The organism is Pseudoduganella sp. LjRoot289 (assembly GCF_964252925.1).
In the GTDB taxonomy this organism is placed as follows: Bacteria; Pseudomonadota; Gammaproteobacteria; order Burkholderiales; family Burkholderiaceae_D; genus Rugamonas.
The window spans coordinates 2,154,396-2,170,770 of sequence record NZ_CAXUPN020000001.1 but is presented as its reverse complement, the minus strand read 5'-3'; the positions used below and the strand labels follow the sequence as shown (position 1 = coordinate 2,170,770).

Genomic DNA, 16,375 nt, shown 5'->3' with positions numbered 1-16,375 from the left:
ATGGCCCAGAAATTCCTGCCCTACGCTAACGAAGCCGATGTGCTGCATATCGGCGGCCTGACCATCGAGAACCGCGTCGACCGCATCACCATTGCCGGCGACATCGACCTGACGCTGGACCAGGCGGGCCAGGCCGACGCGCGCGCGCTGCACAAGCTGCTGACGGACGTGCTGGACAAGATGGACGCCCAGGCGCTTCCAGCCAAATTGCCGCCTCCCGACATTAAAACCGTAAAAAACCCCTTCGCATGATCCAGGGAGGATGGGGCATGATGGAATTAGGCGCAACCCTGGCGCGCGGCGCCCTGATCGGCTTCGCCATTGCCGCCCCGGTGGGGCCGGTCGGCCTGCTGTGCATCCGCCGCACCTTTGCGCACGGCGCCCGCACCGGGCTCGCTTCCGGCCTGGGCGCCGCTACCGCCGACGCGATGTATGGCCTGGTCGCCGCACTGGGGGTGAGCGCGGTGGCGGCGCTGCTGCTGGAGCATGCGGCCATGCTGCGCGTCGTCGGCGGTTTGCTGATGGGGGCGCTGGGCGTGGCTGCGCTGCGGCGCGCGCAGCATCCGCCGCAGGCCGTGGCCGCGCAAGCCGCCACGCCCAGGGGCTTGCTCAGCGCTTTCGGCACCACCTTCGCCCTGACCGCGTCCAGTCCCATGACCATCCTGTCCTTCGCCGGCTTGCTGGCAGCCCTGGCGCCGCCGGACGGCAGCATGCGCAGCGGGCTGGCACTGGTGGCGGGCGTGTTCGTGGGGTCGACCGCATGGTGGTCGCTGCTGGTCGGCGGCGTTTCGGCCAGCCGCCGGGCAGTGTCGCCGCGCACCTTGCGCATCATCGAAGCCGTCTCCGGGGCCGCCTTGCTGGCCTTCGCCGCCTGGTCGCTGTTCACCGGCCTGGCGATGCCATGAGCACGCTGCGCGCGATCGGTGCTAAAGTGGTGGGCACACCATGCCCATACACTACGCCAGAAAACTGACCGGCAGCACCCGCAGCGCCGACGGCAACCGCCATCTGGGCGTCATGCTGTGCTTTGTCGCCGGCGCCATCAACGCGGGCGGCTTCCTGGCCGTGCGCCACTATACTTCCCATATGACAGGCATCGTCTCGGCGATGGCGGACAATTTCGCGCTGGGCGCTTACCAGCTGGTGCTGCCCGGCGTTGGGGCCTTGCTGTCCTTCCTGGCCGGCGCGGCCTGCTCGGCCATCATGGTCAACTATGGCCGGCGGCGCCGCATGCACGGCGAGTATGCGCTGCCTCTGCTGCTGGAGGCCTTGCTGCTGCTGGGATTCGGCGTGCTGGGCACCCAGCTGGCGGGCATCGCCGGCTTGTTCGTGCCGCTGACGGTGATGCTGCTGTGCTTTATCATGGGCTTGCAGAATGCGCTGATCACCAAGGTGTCCAAATCCGAGATCCGCACCACCCACATTACGGGCATCGTGACCGACATCGGCATTGAGCTTGGAAAGATGATGTATTGGAACGGCACCCACGAACCGGGCCAGCACCGCGTCCGCGCCAATGCCGATCGTTTGACGCTGCTCACCGCGCTGGTATTGGCTTTCTTCGCGGGCGGCGTCGCAGGCGCCTTCGGTTTCCAGCTGATGGGCTATGTGGCGACGATACCGCTCGCCGTGCTGCTGGTGGCGATGGCCATCGTGCCGGCGATGGATGACTTGCGGCTGCGCGTGAAAGCCGGATAAGGGCGTCGCTTGCATCAAAATCCAATATGCTGGATAATTAATCCACCATGTTGGAATCCACATTACATCAACTCATCGCCCGGCGGGTACGCGAACTGCGGGCCGCGCGCGGGCTGTCGCTGGAAGCGCTGGCGGCGCACTGCGGCGTCAGCCGCTCCATGCTGTCCCTCATCGAACGTGGCGAAAGCAGCCCGACCGCCGTGGTGCTCGAGAAGCTCGCCACCGGACTCGGGGTGACGCTGGCGTCCCTGTTCGAGACGCGCGAGGCGGCAGGCGTTCCCGTATCGCGCCGCGTCGACCAGCAGTCCTGGCGCGATCCTCACTCTGGCTATGTGCGCCGCAATGTATCGCCAAGCGGCGTGGCGTCGCCCATCCAGCTGGTTGAGGTCGAATTCCCGCCGTACGCCCGCGTCGCCTACGAAACCGCGGCGCGCGTGCCGCAAGTGCACCAGCAAGTCTGGGTGCTGGCCGGCGCCATCGAAATCAGCTACGGCGACGAGGTCTACCTGCTCGGCGCGGGCGATTGCCTGGCGATGGTGCTGGACCGGCCCATGGCGTTCCACAATCCCACCGGCGACGTCACGCGCTATGCGGTCGTCATTACCACCAGCCGTCACTGACGGGAGCTTATATGCCCACCACGATGAGAGATTACAGTGTGCGCCGCCTGCTGTCCGTCAGCGAAGCGCAAATACAGGGCCTGGCCGAGGTGCTGGCCGATTGCGTGAACGGCGGCGCCTCGGTCGGCTTCATGCAGCCTTTCGGGATGGCCCGCGCCCTGGCGTTCTGGCGCGGCGTGGCCGACAGCGTGGAGCGGGGGGAGCGGGCGCTGATCGTGGCGGAGGACGCGACAGGCATCCTCGGCACGGTGCAACTGGTGCTGGCGCAGCCGGACAACCAGCCGCACCGCGCCGATGTGGCCAAGATGCTGGTGCTGGGGCGCGCACGCCGCCGTGGCTTGGGCGAAGCGCTGCTGCGGCACGCGGAGCAGGTGGCGCGCGACTGCGGCAAGTGGGTACTTGTGCTGGACACCTCCAGCGCGGACGCCGAGCGCCTGTATGAGCGCCAGGGCTGGCAGCGTGTCGGCGTGGTGCCGGACTTCGCGCTGCTGCCGCAAGGCGGCTTGTGCGACACGGCGTTTTACTGCCGCAGGCTGCGGCCAGCGGTTCTGGACAATCCGGTCTGGCATGCATTGAGCTCGGCGCACGGCGCGTTGGCGCAGGTGCATGGCCTGGCGGCGCGCTATCCGCGCGACGTGTCGCCATTGGCGGGCTTGCGCGAGCCGACGCCCCAGGCATTCGAGGATTTGCGCGCCATCGTGGCCATCGACGAGGAAGTGTGGCTGCTGACGCCGCAGCCCTTGGCCTTGCCGGAAGGGTGGAAAGTGCTGCGGGCGCGCTATATCGATCAGATGGTGTACGAGGGCCAGGTCCCCCTGCAGCCTGCGCCGCACGCCTGGCCGCTGCTGCCGCTGGGCGCGGACGATGTGCCCGACATGATCGCACTCGCCCTTGAAACCAGGCCCGGGCCGTTTGTACAGAAGACCATCGCGATGGGGCGCTACCTCGGGATCAGAGCCGGTGATGGCGGCCTGGCCGCGATGTCGGGCACCCGCATGGCGCTGGACGAGTTCACCGAGATCAGCGCGGTCTGCTCCAGCCCCGCCGCGCGCGGCGCCGGCCATGCACGGGCCCTGATGCAGGCGCTGATGGCGCAGATACAGGCGTCGGGGAAGACGCCGTTCCTGCACGTGAAAACGGAAAACGGCGCCAAGCAGGTCTATGAAAAACTGGGCTTTGCCGTGCGCCGCGAGATCTGCTTCAGCGTGATATGCCGGACCGCCTGATCGCGGGGACGGTGCTATTCGGCGGACACAGTCGAATGACGGCGCGGAAGAATAATGTGCTCAATTAAAAGTTCCAGGGCATTTCCGCGTGCTACCATCGGCGCCAGCTTCGTTCACTACAGCAGCAATATCATGAGTTTAATAACTGGCAACAACGCCATCGATGCACTGGTCTACAGCAGCTGGAATGCTCAGCCCGGCGCGGCGCAAACGCTCACTTACCGCTTCCTGACCGACGTGCCCGACGATGCCACGGCAGGCGATGCCTACGGTTTTCAGGCGATGACGCCGCTCCAGCAGCAGGCCGCCCGCGCAGCGCTGGATGGCTGGGCGGCGGTGGCCAACCTGACGTTTGTCGAAGTTGGCAGCGGCGGCAACCTGCGCTTCGGTACGAATGACCAGAGCGCCGACAACAGCAGCGGCTACGCCTATCTGCCGCAAGCGGGCACCGGGTCGGTGGACCTGTACCTGAATAACAAAGGCTATTACAACAGCATTTTTACCCCCGGCTCCTTCGGTCCGGGCGTACTGCTGCACGAGATAGGCCACACGCTGGGCCTGAAGCATCCCGGCAACTACAACTCCACCGGCGGCGAAATCGACGGCCCCTTCCTGCCCGCGGCGACCGACAACACCGACTATACGGTGATGTCGTATAACTATTCGTCCGCGTTCAATGGCAAGTACGACATCACGCCCAAGCTGTACGACATCCAGGCCATCCAGTACCTGTACGGCGCCAATATGCGCTACCACGCCGGCGACGACGTGTACGCGTTCAACAACAGCCAGGCTCCCTTGTGCGTATGGGACGCGGGCGGCGCCAATACATTCGACTTCTCAGCCTGCACCGCTTTTACGCCGATCGACCTGCACGCGGGCGGCTTCAGCGGCACCGGCAGGACTTTGCTCAATGTGTCCATCGCCTACAACGTGACGATAAGCACCGTGCTGACCGGTTCCGGCGGTTCCACCGTCCACCTGAACGACGCGGGCGACGTGGTGAAGGGCGGCACCGGGGCCGATGTCATCTACGTTGGCGCAGGCAATGACGCCATCGACGCCGGTCTGGGCGAGGACACGGTCGTGTTCCTGCGCCAGTTCAGCGACTATACGGTCAGCCGCGTCGGCGGCGGGCTGGCGATCACCGGCGAGGGCCGCGACCTGCTGTCCGGCGTCGAGGTGATCCAGTTCGCAGACCGCAGCTTCAAGGCCAGTGAGCTGGCCCCGCCGGTGGCGGTCGGCGGCAGCAGCGGCAACGACCTGTTCCGGGCCCAGGCTGGCGACGAGACCATAGACCTGGGCGCCGGCCTCGACACGGTCGTCTACGCCGGCGCGCGCACCGCCTACACGGTGCAGTCAAGCGGCAAATCGTACAGCGTCACCGACAGCGGTGCCAGCGTCGATCTGCTCAGCGGCGTGGAAAGGCTGGCCTTCGACGGCATGAACGTGGCGTTGGACCGTGACGGCGCGGGCGGCCAGGGCTACCGCCTGTATCTGGCGGCGCTGAACCGCAGCCCCGATCTGGCCGGCCTTGGCTACTGGATCGCCGTGCTCGACAACGGCGCGAGCCTGGAAACGGTGGCGCAGAATTTCATCGACAGCAGCGAGTTCCGCAACACCTACGGCACGCTGAACAGCACGCAATTCGTGACGCAGCTCTATTCCAATGTGCTGCACCGCGCGCCGGACGCCGAAGGCCTGGCCTGGCATGTCCATCATCTGGATACCGGCTACAGCCGCGCCGATGTGCTCACCTTTTTTTCCGAGTCGGCCGAAAACCAGGGCAATGTCGCCACCCTGGTTGCCAACGGCATCGACTACACGCCGTATCTTGGCTGAGCAGCCAGGGCGACTAGCTTTCGCTGCCGTTGGTCAGGCTGATGCGGTTGCGGCCCATGTGTTTGGCGCGGTACAGCGCCGCGTCGGCGGTCGCCACCAGCTGGCAGGGGGCGCTTTCCGGCGCCGGCAGCGCGGTCGCCGCGCCTATGCTGACGGTGACGAACTGCTTTTCCGTGCCCAGGTTGGGCAGGCATAGCCGCTCCACGCGGCAGCGTATCCGTTCGGCCACGATGGCCGCCCCTTTCAAGGACTGGTTCGGCAGGATGACGGCGAACTCCTCGCCGCCATAACGCGCCACCAGGTCGTTGGCGCGCATTTCGCTGGCGACCGCTGCGGCGATGCGCTGCAGGCATTCGTCGCCGCCCAGGTGGCCGTACGCGTCGTTGTATTGCTTGAAGTTGTCGACATCGACCATCAGCAGCGACAGCGGTTGCCGCTGGCGCAAGGCGCGCTGCCACTCGGCGTGCAGCGTCGTGTCGAAACAGCGCCGGTTGGCCAGGCCGGTCAGGCCATCGCGCGTGGCCAGCTGTTCCAGCGCGATCTGGGCCTTCTTTTCTTCGGTCAGGTCCCGCAGCGTCTCCACCACCGCGACGATAGCGCCTTCGCCGTCGCACACCGGACTGGCGTCCACCGCCAGGTAGCGGCGCCGGCCCAGGCGCGGCATGTCGCACCAGTTCCGGGCGGTCAGGCTGTCGTTGTCGTCGCTGCGGCGCGTGTGGCTGTCGTACAGATGCGCCACGTCGCTGCTGCGGCCCTGCAGCACCAGGTCTGCCAGCGTGGGTCGCGGCTGGTGATAGAAGCAGCGCCAGTGCTCGCGCGTGCCCAGCACCTCGCTGGCCTGCACGCCGGTCAGGCGCTCGCAGGCGCGGTTCCAGATCAGCACGCGGCCGTGCAGGTCCAGCACGAAGGTCGGGATCACCAGCAGTTCCATCAGTTTCAGCGCGAACCCCTGTTCCTGGCCGGTTTGCGGTGTTTCAAACAGATGTTGAACCTGTTGCATAGCTTTCCTTTCTAGTTTTTATGGGTGCGATTAATGTGCGATCAATGCGTGGTCCTGCTGCGCGCGAAATGCGGCTGGTTCGCCGCTACCGGCGCAGTCGGGATGGAGATGGTCAGCGCCGTACCTTGCCCGGGTGCGCTGGCGAGCACAAAGCAGCCGCCCGCCGCCGCCACCCGGTGCTCGATGCCCAGCAGGCCGCAACCGCTGCGTAGAGGTCCACCCGGCAGGCCGACGCCGTTGTCGCGCACCGTCATGCTCAGTTCATGGGCGTTGCGGCACAGCGCGATGCGCACCTCGGTGGCGCCGGCATGGCGCGCGATGTTGGACAGCGATTCCTGCAGCACGCGGAACACGGTGGTGTCGGCCGCGCAGGCAGCGTCGCTGCCGTACAGCGAGGATTCGAGCTGGTAGTGGATGCCGCTGATGCGCGAGAATTCCGTCAACTGGCGCTCCACCGCGCAGCGCAGGCCCTGTTCCAGGCCGACCGGGCGCAAGCCGTTGATGATGCTGCGCATGGAGCGCACGCTGGCGTCGGTGTGGGCCAGCAGCGTAGCCAGCTGGCGCCTGGCTGCGTGGGGCAGACCGGGCAGGGTGTGCAGTGCGCCCAGTTCGATTTTCAGCGTCAGCAGGTTCTGGCCCAGGTCGTCGTGGATGTCGCTGGCGATGCGGCGGCGCTCCTCGAGCAGTATCGAGTCGGGCATCGCACGCGCCAGGCGCAGCGCCCGCGTCAAGCCGTGGCAACGCCACAGCAAGGCGAGGGCGGCGCCGCCCAGCAGCAGGGAACAGCTGGACAGGATTTCAACATGGAATGCATACATGGTAGGCCTCCGACTGTCTGGATAGATTCGAACATATCCTGAATGCAACTACTCCACTTTGTTAAATATCAAACTGTCAATCGGACCGGCGCCATAGCGATCATTTCTCGCCCGCTTTATGGAAAGGCCGGTTTCGGCTATAATCGAAGGTTGACTATCGGGTTAATCATCGTGACTTACAGCATCAAAGAGATTTTCTACACCTTGCAAGGCGAGGGCGCCCACGCGGGCCGTCCGGCCGTGTTCTGCCGTTTCGCCGGCTGCAATCTGTGGACCGGCCGCGAAAGCGACCGCGCCACGGCGGTCTGCCAGTTCTGCGACACCGACTTCGTCGGCACCGATGGTGAGCGCGGCGGCAAGTTCGCCGCACCGCGGACGCTGGCCGAGGTGATCGCCGGCCTGTGGCCGGCGGACTACCCGGATCATAAATACGTGGTCTTCACCGGGGGCGAACCGCTACTGCAACTGGACCCGGCGCTGATCGCGGCAATGCACGATGCGGGTTTCGAGATCGCGATTGAAACCAACGGCACCCTGCCGGTGCCGGACGGCGTTGACTGGATCTGCGTGAGCCCGAAGATGGGTTCCAGGCTGGTGGTCCATAAAGGCAACGAGATCAAGGTCGTGATCCCGCAGAAAGACCAGGACCTGTCCGCCTACGAAGGGCTGGACTTTGACAACTTCTTCGTGCAGCCGATGGACGGCCCGCTGGCCGAATTCAACACCCGGCTGGCGATAGAGACCTGCAAGCGCAATCCGAAGTGGAAGCTGAGCCTGCAAACCCATAAACTGCTGCAAATACCATAACAAATCATGTTGACCATCACACGCAAGCTCGAATTCGATGCAGGCCATCGCATTCCCGACCACAAAAGCCAGTGCCGCAATTTGCACGGCCACCGCTACACGCTGGAAATCACGCTGACGGGCAATGTCATCACCGCCGAAGGCAATTCCGACAACGGCATGATCATGGACTTTTCGGACGTGAAATCCATCGCCAAGGAACACCTGGTCGACGTGTGGGACCATGCCTTCCTGGTCTACGAGAAGGACAGCGCGGTGAAAGAATTCCTGGCCTCCCTGCCGAACCACAAGACCGTGGTGATCGACCGCATACCGACCGTGGAGAACCTGGCCGCCGTTGCTTTCGACATCCTGAAGGCGGCTTTCAAGGACCGCTACGGGACCGGTCTGCACCTGCACAAGCTGGTGCTGCATGAAACCCCGAACTGCTGGGCCGAGATCACCGATGCCTGATTTGTCCTTGCCCGGCCTGACGCTGCCTGCCACCGACGCCGATGAAGGCTATATGCGCCAGGCGCTGGAGCAGGCGCAGCGGGCCTGGGACCAGGGCGAAGTGCCGGTCGGCGCGGTGGTGGTCAAGGACGGCGTGGTCATCGCGCGCGGCTACAACCAGCCTATCGGCCGGCACGACCCGACCGCGCACGCGGAAATCGTGGCGCTGCGCGCCGCCGCTGAAGTGCTGGGCAACTACCGTCTGCCCGGCTGCGAACTGTATGTAACGCTGGAGCCGTGCGTCATGTGTTCGGGCGCGATGATGCATGCGCGCCTGTCGCGCGTCGTCTACGGTGCACCGGATCCGAAGACCGGCGCCTGCGGTTCCGTCGTCAACCTGTTTGAACAGGAACGCCTCAACCACCACGCGCAGGCCGTGGGCGGCGTGCTGGCCGACGACTGCGCCGGCATCCTGAAAAGCTTCTTCGCCGCGCGCCGCGCAGCTGCGGCCGAAGCGCGCCGCGCATCCGCCCCCGCTGTGGATTAAACGCCACTGTCCGCGTTCGCGTTCGCAGCCCGGGACGGTTGGTGCTATGCTGGTGCAAACGGCAATAAGCATTACCGGCGAGCAGGAGAATCAATGCGGTCCACAAAACAAATGGAAGAAGAAAGCGCGCCCGGCGTGGTGCGCTTGGCCCTGGAGTTGCGCGCACCGTGGGAACTGGGTGCGGCCTTCGCGGCCTACCCCTTTGCCCACCTTGCCCCCGGCGGCGACGGCCATCCGGTCATGGTCTTTCCCGGACTCGCCGCCGGCGATGCCACTACCATCATCTTACGGCGCTTCCTCAGCGACCGCGGCTACGACACCTACGCGTGGGAGCAGGGCCTGAACTTCGGTCCCAAGCCGGGCGTGCTGGAAGCGTGCATCGCCAGGATCAAGCAAATCCACAAGGACACCGGCCGCAAGGTCAGCCTGGTGGGCTGGAGCCTGGGCGGCGTGTATGCGCGCGAAATCGCCAAGATGCTGCCCAAGCAGGTGCGCGTCGTGATCACCCTGGGCTCGCCGTTCACCGGCCATCCGAAAGCGACCAATGCGTGGCGTGTGTACCAGCTGGTGTCGGGCGAAAAGGAAATCGACGCAGCGCGCTTCGCATTGCTGAAGCAGCGTCCGCCGGTGCCCACCACCTCCATCTTCAGCCGCACCGACGGCGTGGTGGCGTGGCAGTGCAGCATGGAGGAGGAGACCGCCCAATCCGAGAATATCGAAGTCCATGCCAGCCATGTCGGCATGGTCGCCAATCCCACCGCGCTGTTCGCGGTCGCCGACAGGCTTGCGCAGGGCGAAGGGGAGTGGCGGCGTTTCGATCACGAGGCGCATACCGGCATCAAGAAGCTTCTCTATCTCGATCCGCAGCGTACGCCTTTCTTCCAAAATCTTTTTGGATTCTACTGATCATGCCTACCGCCCTCGCCAACGGCATTACCATTGCATACGAAACGTCCGGAGATCCCGCCGGGCCGCCGGTCCTGCTGATCATGGGCCTGGGCATGCAGCTCATTTCGTGGCCGCAGGAATTCGTCGACGGACTGGTGGCGCAAGGCTGCCACGTGATCCGCTTCGACAACCGCGACTCCGGGCTGTCCACCAAATTCGACGAGGCGGGCGTGCCCAACCTGCCGCTGTCCTATCTGAAGAACCTGGTCGGCTGGCCGCTGCGGACCGCCTACAGGCTGGCCGACATGGCCGACGATGCGCACGGGCTGCTGGAGCACCTGGACGTCGCGCAGGCGCACGTGATCGGCGTATCCATGGGCGGCATGATCGCGCAGATGTTCGCGGCCCGCCACCCGGGGAGCACGCTGAGCCTGACCTCCATCATGTCCAGCAGCGGCAGGCGCGGTTTGCCGGGGCCGACGCCGGCGGCGCGCAAAACCTTGCTGACGCCGGCGCCGGCAGGGGGCACGCGCGAGCAGCTGATGATGCATTTGGTCGAAACGTTCCGTGTCATCGGCAGCCCTGATTTTCCTATCCCCGAACAAGAACTGCGGGCGCGCATCGCCCGCACGCTGGACCGCAGCGTCTGTCCCGCCGGCGTGGCGCGGCAGCTTGTGGCCATTGCCGCCAGCGGCGACCGCAGCTCCCTGCTGATGCAGATCCGAAAGCCGGCGCTGGTGATCCACGGCGCCAGCGACCCGCTCGTGCCGGTCGCCTGCGGCATCGACACGGCGCGGCAAATCGAAGGCGCGGCGCTGCACATCATCGATGGCATGGGACACGACCTGCCGCCGCAACTGAACGCGCGCCTGCTCGCCTTGATCGAACCGCAGGTGCAGGGTAAGATGAAGCGGCATTCCCAGGCCGCGTGAACGCCCGGGTGCTTTACCTGGGGTTGAACAGATTTGAGTCCTTCTAAAATTGGCAAAGGCGTCGGTATCGCCATCGCCGCGCCGGGCGGCTACGCGCTGGACGAGGCGGCGCTGGCGCGCGGCATCGCCCGCATGGAAGCGCAGGGCAGCGTGGTCCACAATTACTATGAACCGGAACGCAAGTTCCAGCGCTTCGGCGGCACCGACGAGGGCAGGCTGGCGCAGCTGAACGCTGCCGCCGCGGATCCCGACGTGCAGATCGTGATGGCGCTGCGCGGGTCCTACGGCATCAGCCGCATCTTGCCGCAAATCGATTTTCAGGCCATGGCCGACAGCGGCAAGCTGTTCGTCGGCTACAGTGATTTCACCGCTTTTCATATGGGCTTGATGCAGGCCACGGGCCGCCTCAGCTTCGCCGGCCCGATGATCTGCGACGACTTCATCCGCGACGAACCGGTGGACTACACGCTGGACCAGATGTGGGATTGCCTGCGCGGGCCTACGCACACGGTGCGCGGCACGGCCACGGGCAATCCCGCAGCCGATGTGCAGGGCACGCTGTGGGGCGGCAACCTGGCGATGCTGGTCCACCTGCTGGGTACGCCGTACTTCGCCCAAATCGACGGCGGCATCCTGTTCGTCGAAGACATCAACGAACACCCGTACCGCATCGAGCGCATGCTGCTGCAACTGCTGCACGCGGGCGTGCTGCACAGGCAAAAGGCGCTGGTGCTGGGCGATATTTCGGGCTACCGCCTGGCTGCGTTCGACAACGGCTACGATTTCGACGCCATGCTGGCCTACATCCGGGGGCGCTTGCCCATCCCTGTGCTGACCGGGCTGCCGTTCGGCCATATCAAGGAACGCTGCACCTTGCCGTTTGGCGCTCAGGGGCACCTGGTAGCGGATGCGGACGGCTTCACACTCACCGCGAGCGGCTACCCCACGTTGGCGCTTTGATATTTCGCAAGTGCGTAGCACTCCTTCAGGCGGATACTGGTTTTAGTCACTTTCCGCCTGGAGCCACAATGAACTCCAACGACCAGTCCCCACCGTCCGGCCCGCTTGACTTCCAACCGCGTCGTGCCAATGATAGGGTTATGCTCTCGCGAATTGCCAACCTCGAACACGAAATGGCGGCGGTCAGGACGACTGTTGAAATCATTCGTTCGAATTATGTGACCAAGGAAGACCTTGCCCGCGAAATCAGTGCGCTGGCCGTCACGCTCAACGACAAGATTGATGCGGTGGCAGGCAGGCTCAACGGCAAGATTGATACGGCGACCGGCACGCTCAACGGCAAGATTGATACGGCGGCCGGCACGCTCAACGGCAAGATTGATACGGCGACCGGCACGCTCAACGGCAAGATTGATACGGCGGCCGGCACGCTCAACGACAAGATTGATACAGTGGCCGGCACGCTCAACGACAAGATTGTTGCAGTGGCCGGCACGCTCAACGACAAGATCGATACGCTGACCGTCACGCTGAATGAAAAAATCGTCAAGGCAAATGACAATACGCATAGCCTGCGGACGGAGATGTATCAGGAATTCAACAAGCAGACCTGGCGCATCATTGGCTTCATTACTCTACTTTGCAGCACGCTCACCGGGGCCGTCTACTACATCGCTCGCTACGTTCATTGAGCATCCCCTATGCGCCGGCCAACTCTACGCCCATGGAGTGGTGGTACAATGTCGGGTTGTGAATTTACCGCTTTAAGGGCCTTCAGACGTGTTATCCACCGCAAACATTACCATGCAGTTCGGCGCCAAGCCGCTGTTCGAAAACATTTCCGTCAAGTTCGGCGACGGTAACCGCTACGGCCTGATCGGCGCCAATGGCTGCGGCAAGTCGACCTTCATGAAGATCCTGGGCGGCGACCTGGAGCCGTCGGGCGGCAACGTTGCGCTGGACACGAACGAGCGCCTGGGTAAGCTGCGCCAGGACCAGTTCGCTTTTGAAGAGATGCGCGTGCTGGATGTGGTCATGATGGGCCACACCGAGATGTGGGACGCGATGCAGAAGCGCGACGCCATCTACGCCAACCCGGAAGCGACCGACGACGACTACATGCACGCGGCCGAACTGGAAGGCAAAGTCTCCGAATACGACGGCTACACCGCCGAATCGCGCGCGGGCGAGCTGCTGCTGGGCGCCGGCGTCGACATCTCGCTGCACCAGGGACCGATGAGCAATGTCTCGCCGGGCTGGAAGCTGCGCGTGCTGTTGGCGCAGGCGCTGTTCTCCAATCCGGACATCCTGTTGCTCGACGAACCGACCAACAACCTGGACATCAACACCATCCGCTGGCTGGAAGACGTGCTGAACGAGCGCAACTCCACCATGATCATCATTTCCCACGATCGCCACTTCCTGAACCAGGTGTGCACCCACGTGGCCGACATGGATTACGGCACGCTGAAGATCTACCCGGGCAATTACGACGAGTACATGCTGGCCTCGACCCAGGCCCGCAACCAGCTGCTGTCGAACAACGCCAAGGCGAAAGAGAAAGTGGCCGAGCTGCAGGACTTCGTGCGCCGCTTCTCGGCCAACAAATCCAAGGCCCGCCAGGCCACCTCGCGCGCCAAGATGATCGACAAGATCAAGGTCGAGGACATGAAGCCGTCCTCGCGCGCCTACCCCTTCGTGCGTTTCGAAGGCGAGAAGAAGCTGCACCGCCTCGCGGTGGAAGCGGAAAACATTTCCAAGGCCTACGACCGCCAGCTGTTCAAGAACTTCAGCATCATGGTTGAAGCGGGCGAACGCATCGCCATCATCGGCGCCAACGGCGCCGGCAAGACCACGCTGCTGCGCTGCATCGGCGGCGACGACATCGCCGGCCTGCACGCCGACAGCGGCCGCATCAAGTGGGCGGAGAACGCCAACGTGGGCTATATGCCGCAGGACCCGACCGAGGAATTCGCGACCGACCTGACGCTGACCGACTGGATGGGCCGCTGGACCAAGGAAGGCGACGACGACCAGGCCGTGCGCTCCAGCCTGGGCCGCTTGCTGTTCGGCGGCGACGAGGTGAAGAAGTCGGTGCGCGTGCTGTCCGGTGGTGAGAAGGGCCGCATGATGTACGGCAAGCTGATGCTGGGCCGCCACAATGTGCTGCTGCTCGACGAGCCGACCAACCACATGGACATGGAATCGATCGAGTCGCTGAACATCGCGCTGGACAAATACGCCGGCACCCTGATCTTCGTGTCGCACGACCGTGAATTCGTCTCCTCGCTGGCCAACCGCATCCTCGAGATCAAGGAAAACGAGATCGTCGACTTCCGCGGCAATTACGAAGAGTACCTGGAAAGCCAGGGCATCAACTAATTGCTCAGCTTCTGCCCGGCCCCGCGAACAGTAGCGGCGCCGGGCAGAATTTTATCCGATGTGCGATAGTGTCATCTTCCTTCGTCGCCATTCCGTCTTCTATACCAAACGCACCATGCAACAGACCCTAGCCATCAAGCCAGTCGAGTACGAACACCCGCAACAAGGCACCAGCTGCGTCGCGCACGCCTGGGCGCGTACTCCAGCCACTCCCAGCGCCGACGAGCGTGCCGCCCTGAAGGAGCGCATCAAGCGCCTGCTGAAGGAAAAAGAAGCGGTGCTGGTCGCGCATTACTACGTCGACGCCGACCTGCAGGACCTGGCCGAGGAAACCGGCGGCTGCGTGTCCGATTCGCTGGAGATGGCCCGCTTCGGCCGCGACCACGCCGCCAAGACCCTGGTGGTGGCGGGGGTGCGCTTCATGGGCGAGACGGCCAAGATCCTCAGTCCCGAAAAAACCATCCTGATGCCAGACCTGGACGCGACCTGCTCGCTGGACCTGGGCTGCCCGATCGAGGAATTCGCCGCCTTCTGCGACCAGCATCCGGACCGCACCGTGGTGGTCTACGCCAACACCAGCGCCGCCGTCAAGGCGCGCGCCGACTGGATGGTGACCTCGTCGATCGGCCTGGACATCGTCAAGCACCTGCACGAGCAGGGCAAGAAAATCCTGTGGGCGCCGGACAAGCACCTGGGTTCCTACATCCAGAAGGAAACCGGCGCCGACATGCTGCTGTGGCAGGGTTCCTGCCTGGTGCACGACGAGTTCAAGGGCGTGGAACTGGACCTGCTGAAGGCCGAGTACCCGGACGCCAAGGTGCTGGTGCACCCGGAGTCGCCTGCCAACGTTGTGGCGCAGGCCGACGTGGTCGGCTCCACGTCGCAGATGATCGCCGCCGCCGTCAACATGGACGCCGACACTTTCATCGTCGCCACCGACAACGGCATCCTGCACAAGATGCGCCAGGCCGCGCCTGGCAAGACCTTCATCGAAGCGCCGACCGCCGGCAACAGCGCCACCTGCAAGAGCTGCGCGCACTGCCCGTGGATGGCCATGAACGGCCTGCAGAACCTGGCCGATGTGCTTGAGAATATGAGCAACGAGATCCACGTCGATCCGGTCATCGGCCAGCAAGCCGTCAAGTCGATCAACCGCATGCTGGACTTCGCGGCCGCCAGGAAGGCCAAGGTCGCGCCGAGCGCCGACCTGGGCGCCGAGGCAAAATTGTTCTCGGGGATAGGACCGGCATGAGCACTTTACGCAACCGATATGCTCCGTTCGACGCGCCGCTGAAGGCCGCGTTCGAAGCCAACCTGCTGGCAGCGCTGCTGGAAGATGTCGGCACCGGCGACCTGACCGGCCAGCTGGTTCCCGCCGAGGGCCGCTCCACCGCCCGTGTCGTCGTCCGCGAAGAGGCCGTGCTGTGCGGCGCGCCGTGGTTCGAAGGCGTGATGGCCGCGGTCGACGGCAGCATCGGCGTCACCTGGCACTATGCCGAAGGCGACCTGATGACGGCCGACAGCGCCGTTTGCACGCTGGAAGGCCCGTCGCGCGCGCTGCTGACCGGCGAACGCGCGGCGCTCAATTTCCTGCAACTGCTGTCCGGCGTGGCCACGGCCACCCGGCGCTACGTGCAGGTTGTCGAGGGCACCAAGGCCAAGATCCTCGACACCCGTAAAACGCTGCCCGGCCTGCGCCTGGCGCAGAAATATGCGGTGCGCGTGGGCGGCGGCGCCAACCAGCGTATGGCTTTGTACGACGGCATCCTGATCAAGGAAAACCATATCGCGGCGGCCGGCGGCATCACCGCCGCGCTGGTGGCGGCCAAGCGCGTCACGGCAAACAGCAGCGCCAATGTGACGATCCAGGTCGAGGTGGAAAACATGGCCGAGCTGGAAGAGGCGCTGTCGGCCGGCGCCACCTCGGTCCTGCTCGACAATTTCGACCTCGGCATGATGCGCGCCGCCGTGCAGCTGAACGCCGGCCGCGCGCTGCTGGAAGGATCGGGCGGCGTCAACCTCGACACGGTGCGCGGCATCGCCGAAACCGGCGTCGACCGCATCTCGATCGGCGGCCTGACGAAGGACGTGCGCGCCACGGACTATTCGCTGCGTATTATTTCCTAAAGCATTATTTCCTAAGGCATATCCCGTCCCCGGGAAAAGCGGTACACTATTCCGGCCAACCACGGGAGGTACCGCATGCTTTGTCCTGAACAGTAT

18 protein-coding genes and 1 pseudogene are annotated in these 16,375 nt (G+C 64.6%); 17 read left to right on the top strand and 2 right to left on the bottom strand.

The window, feature by feature from the left end:
* The 7 genes and pseudogenes from ACSQ8Y_RS09240 (at position 1) to ACSQ8Y_RS09210 (ending at position 5,386) form a co-directional block, all read left to right on the top strand.
* Positions 1 to 252 (top strand): hypothetical protein, encoded by a 252-nt coding sequence (locus tag ACSQ8Y_RS09240; RefSeq protein ID WP_436266151.1) that lies wholly within the window; start codon positions 1 to 3, stop codon positions 250 to 252.
* Positions 253 to 269: 17 nt separating this feature from the next.
* Positions 270 to 905, top strand: coding sequence for a LysE family transporter (locus tag ACSQ8Y_RS09235; protein ID WP_436266150.1), 636 nt, complete (start codon positions 270 to 272; stop codon positions 903 to 905).
* Between the two features lie 40 nt (positions 906 to 945).
* On the top strand, positions 946 to 1,698 hold the full coding sequence (locus ACSQ8Y_RS09230) for a YoaK family protein (RefSeq protein ID WP_436266149.1): 753 nt from the start codon (positions 946 to 948) through the stop codon (positions 1,696 to 1,698).
* A 47-nt stretch (positions 1,699 to 1,745) separates the two neighbouring features.
* Positions 1,746 to 2,318: a helix-turn-helix domain-containing protein gene (locus tag ACSQ8Y_RS09225; RefSeq protein ID WP_436266148.1), complete on the top strand. Its 573-nt coding sequence runs from the start codon at positions 1,746 to 1,748 to the stop codon at positions 2,316 to 2,318.
* 11 nt (positions 2,319 to 2,329) lie between these two features.
* Positions 2,330 to 2,854, top strand: a pseudogene (locus tag ACSQ8Y_RS09220) (GNAT family N-acetyltransferase); the annotation flags it as partial.
* A gap of 255 nt (positions 2,855 to 3,109) precedes the next feature.
* Positions 3,110 to 3,544, top strand: a complete 435-nt coding sequence (locus ACSQ8Y_RS09215) for a GNAT family N-acetyltransferase (RefSeq protein ID WP_436269792.1) — start codon at positions 3,110 to 3,112, stop codon at positions 3,542 to 3,544.
* A gap of 132 nt (positions 3,545 to 3,676) precedes the next feature.
* Positions 3,677 to 5,386 (top strand): DUF4214 domain-containing protein, encoded by a 1,710-nt coding sequence (locus ACSQ8Y_RS09210; RefSeq protein WP_436266147.1) that lies wholly within the window; start codon positions 3,677 to 3,679, stop codon positions 5,384 to 5,386.
* Between the two features lie 13 nt (positions 5,387 to 5,399).
* On the opposite strand, the gene ACSQ8Y_RS09205 is transcribed toward ACSQ8Y_RS09210, so the two are convergent.
* Positions 5,400 to 6,386, bottom strand: a complete 987-nt coding sequence (locus ACSQ8Y_RS09205; protein WP_436266146.1) for a diguanylate cyclase — start codon at positions 6,384 to 6,386, stop codon at positions 5,400 to 5,402.
* A gap of 41 nt (positions 6,387 to 6,427) precedes the next feature.
* Complete coding sequence (locus ACSQ8Y_RS09200) at positions 6,428 to 7,204, bottom strand: sensor histidine kinase (protein ID WP_436266145.1); 777 nt, start codon at positions 7,202 to 7,204, stop codon at positions 6,428 to 6,430.
* Between the two features lie 171 nt (positions 7,205 to 7,375).
* On the opposite strand from ACSQ8Y_RS09200, the gene queE reads away from it, so the two are divergent.
* The 10 genes from queE (at position 7,376) to nadC (ending at position 16,279) form a co-directional block, all read left to right on the top strand.
* On the top strand, positions 7,376 to 8,011 hold the full coding sequence (queE, locus tag ACSQ8Y_RS09195; protein WP_436266144.1) for a 7-carboxy-7-deazaguanine synthase: 636 nt from the start codon (positions 7,376 to 7,378) through the stop codon (positions 8,009 to 8,011).
* Positions 8,012 to 8,017: 6 nt separating this feature from the next.
* Positions 8,018 to 8,464, top strand: coding sequence for a 6-carboxytetrahydropterin synthase QueD (gene queD / locus ACSQ8Y_RS09190; protein ID WP_436266143.1), 447 nt, complete (start codon positions 8,018 to 8,020; stop codon positions 8,462 to 8,464).
* A complete protein-coding gene (tadA, locus tag ACSQ8Y_RS09185) occupies positions 8,457 to 8,990 on the top strand; it encodes a tRNA adenosine(34) deaminase TadA (RefSeq protein ID WP_436266142.1) in 534 nt (177 codons plus the stop codon). The genes queD and tadA overlap by 8 nt, the downstream gene beginning before the upstream one ends.
* A gap of 93 nt (positions 8,991 to 9,083) precedes the next feature.
* Positions 9,084 to 9,896: an esterase/lipase family protein gene (locus ACSQ8Y_RS09180; RefSeq protein ID WP_436266141.1), complete on the top strand. Its 813-nt coding sequence runs from the start codon at positions 9,084 to 9,086 to the stop codon at positions 9,894 to 9,896.
* A gap of 2 nt (positions 9,897 to 9,898) precedes the next feature.
* Positions 9,899 to 10,810 carry an alpha/beta fold hydrolase gene (locus ACSQ8Y_RS09175; RefSeq protein WP_436266140.1) on the top strand — a complete coding sequence of 304 codons (912 nt, stop codon included), beginning with the start codon at positions 9,899 to 9,901 and terminating at the stop codon, positions 10,808 to 10,810.
* A 33-nt stretch (positions 10,811 to 10,843) separates the two neighbouring features.
* A complete protein-coding gene (gene ldcA, locus ACSQ8Y_RS09170) occupies positions 10,844 to 11,770 on the top strand; it encodes a muramoyltetrapeptide carboxypeptidase (RefSeq protein ID WP_436266139.1) in 927 nt (308 codons plus the stop codon).
* Between the two features lie 68 nt (positions 11,771 to 11,838).
* The gene (locus ACSQ8Y_RS09165) at positions 11,839 to 12,462 is read left to right on the top strand and encodes a hypothetical protein (RefSeq protein WP_436266138.1); all 624 of its coding nucleotides are present in this window, start codon (positions 11,839 to 11,841) and stop codon (positions 12,460 to 12,462) included.
* An 88-nt stretch (positions 12,463 to 12,550) separates the two neighbouring features.
* Complete coding sequence (locus tag ACSQ8Y_RS09160; RefSeq protein WP_436266137.1) at positions 12,551 to 14,152, top strand: ABC-F family ATPase; 1,602 nt, start codon at positions 12,551 to 12,553, stop codon at positions 14,150 to 14,152.
* Between the two features lie 115 nt (positions 14,153 to 14,267).
* Complete coding sequence (gene nadA, locus ACSQ8Y_RS09155; RefSeq protein ID WP_436266136.1) at positions 14,268 to 15,404, top strand: quinolinate synthase NadA; 1,137 nt, start codon at positions 14,268 to 14,270, stop codon at positions 15,402 to 15,404.
* On the top strand, positions 15,401 to 16,279 hold the full coding sequence (gene nadC, locus ACSQ8Y_RS09150; RefSeq protein ID WP_436266135.1) for a carboxylating nicotinate-nucleotide diphosphorylase: 879 nt from the start codon (positions 15,401 to 15,403) through the stop codon (positions 16,277 to 16,279). Before nadA ends, nadC begins: the two co-directional genes overlap by 4 nt.
* The last annotated feature ends 96 nt before the right edge of the window (positions 16,280 to 16,375 follow it).

Bases quoted from the DNA above. Each gene is read 5' to 3' on its own strand.
- tadA (WP_436266142.1), top strand. From the start codon at position 8,457: ATGCCTGATTTGTCCTTGCCCGGCCTGACGCTGCCTGCCACCGACGCC.
- ACSQ8Y_RS09205 (WP_436266146.1), bottom strand. From the start codon at position 6,386: ATGCAACAGGTTCAACATCTGTTTGAAACACCGCAAACCGGCCAGGAA.
- ACSQ8Y_RS09210 (WP_436266147.1), top strand. From the start codon at position 3,677: ATGAGTTTAATAACTGGCAACAACGCCATCGATGCACTGGTCTACAGC.
- ACSQ8Y_RS09240 (WP_436266151.1), top strand. From the start codon at position 1: ATGGCCCAGAAATTCCTGCCCTACGCTAACGAAGCCGATGTGCTGCAT.
- ACSQ8Y_RS09200 (WP_436266145.1), bottom strand. From the start codon at position 7,204: ATGTATGCATTCCATGTTGAAATCCTGTCCAGCTGTTCCCTGCTGCTG.
- ACSQ8Y_RS09165 (WP_436266138.1), top strand. From the start codon at position 11,839: ATGAACTCCAACGACCAGTCCCCACCGTCCGGCCCGCTTGACTTCCAA.
- queD (WP_436266143.1), top strand. From the start codon at position 8,018: ATGTTGACCATCACACGCAAGCTCGAATTCGATGCAGGCCATCGCATT.
- ACSQ8Y_RS09175 (WP_436266140.1), top strand. From the start codon at position 9,899: ATGCCTACCGCCCTCGCCAACGGCATTACCATTGCATACGAAACGTCC.
- ACSQ8Y_RS09230 (WP_436266149.1), top strand. From the start codon at position 946: ATGCCCATACACTACGCCAGAAAACTGACCGGCAGCACCCGCAGCGCC.
- nadA (WP_436266136.1), top strand. From the start codon at position 14,268: ATGCAACAGACCCTAGCCATCAAGCCAGTCGAGTACGAACACCCGCAA.
- ACSQ8Y_RS09225 (WP_436266148.1), top strand. From the start codon at position 1,746: ATGTTGGAATCCACATTACATCAACTCATCGCCCGGCGGGTACGCGAA.
- ACSQ8Y_RS09215 (WP_436269792.1), top strand. From the start codon at position 3,110: ATGGTGTACGAGGGCCAGGTCCCCCTGCAGCCTGCGCCGCACGCCTGG.
- ACSQ8Y_RS09235 (WP_436266150.1), top strand. From the start codon at position 270: ATGATGGAATTAGGCGCAACCCTGGCGCGCGGCGCCCTGATCGGCTTC.
- nadC (WP_436266135.1), top strand. From the start codon at position 15,401: ATGAGCACTTTACGCAACCGATATGCTCCGTTCGACGCGCCGCTGAAG.
- ACSQ8Y_RS09180 (WP_436266141.1), top strand. From the start codon at position 9,084: ATGCGGTCCACAAAACAAATGGAAGAAGAAAGCGCGCCCGGCGTGGTG.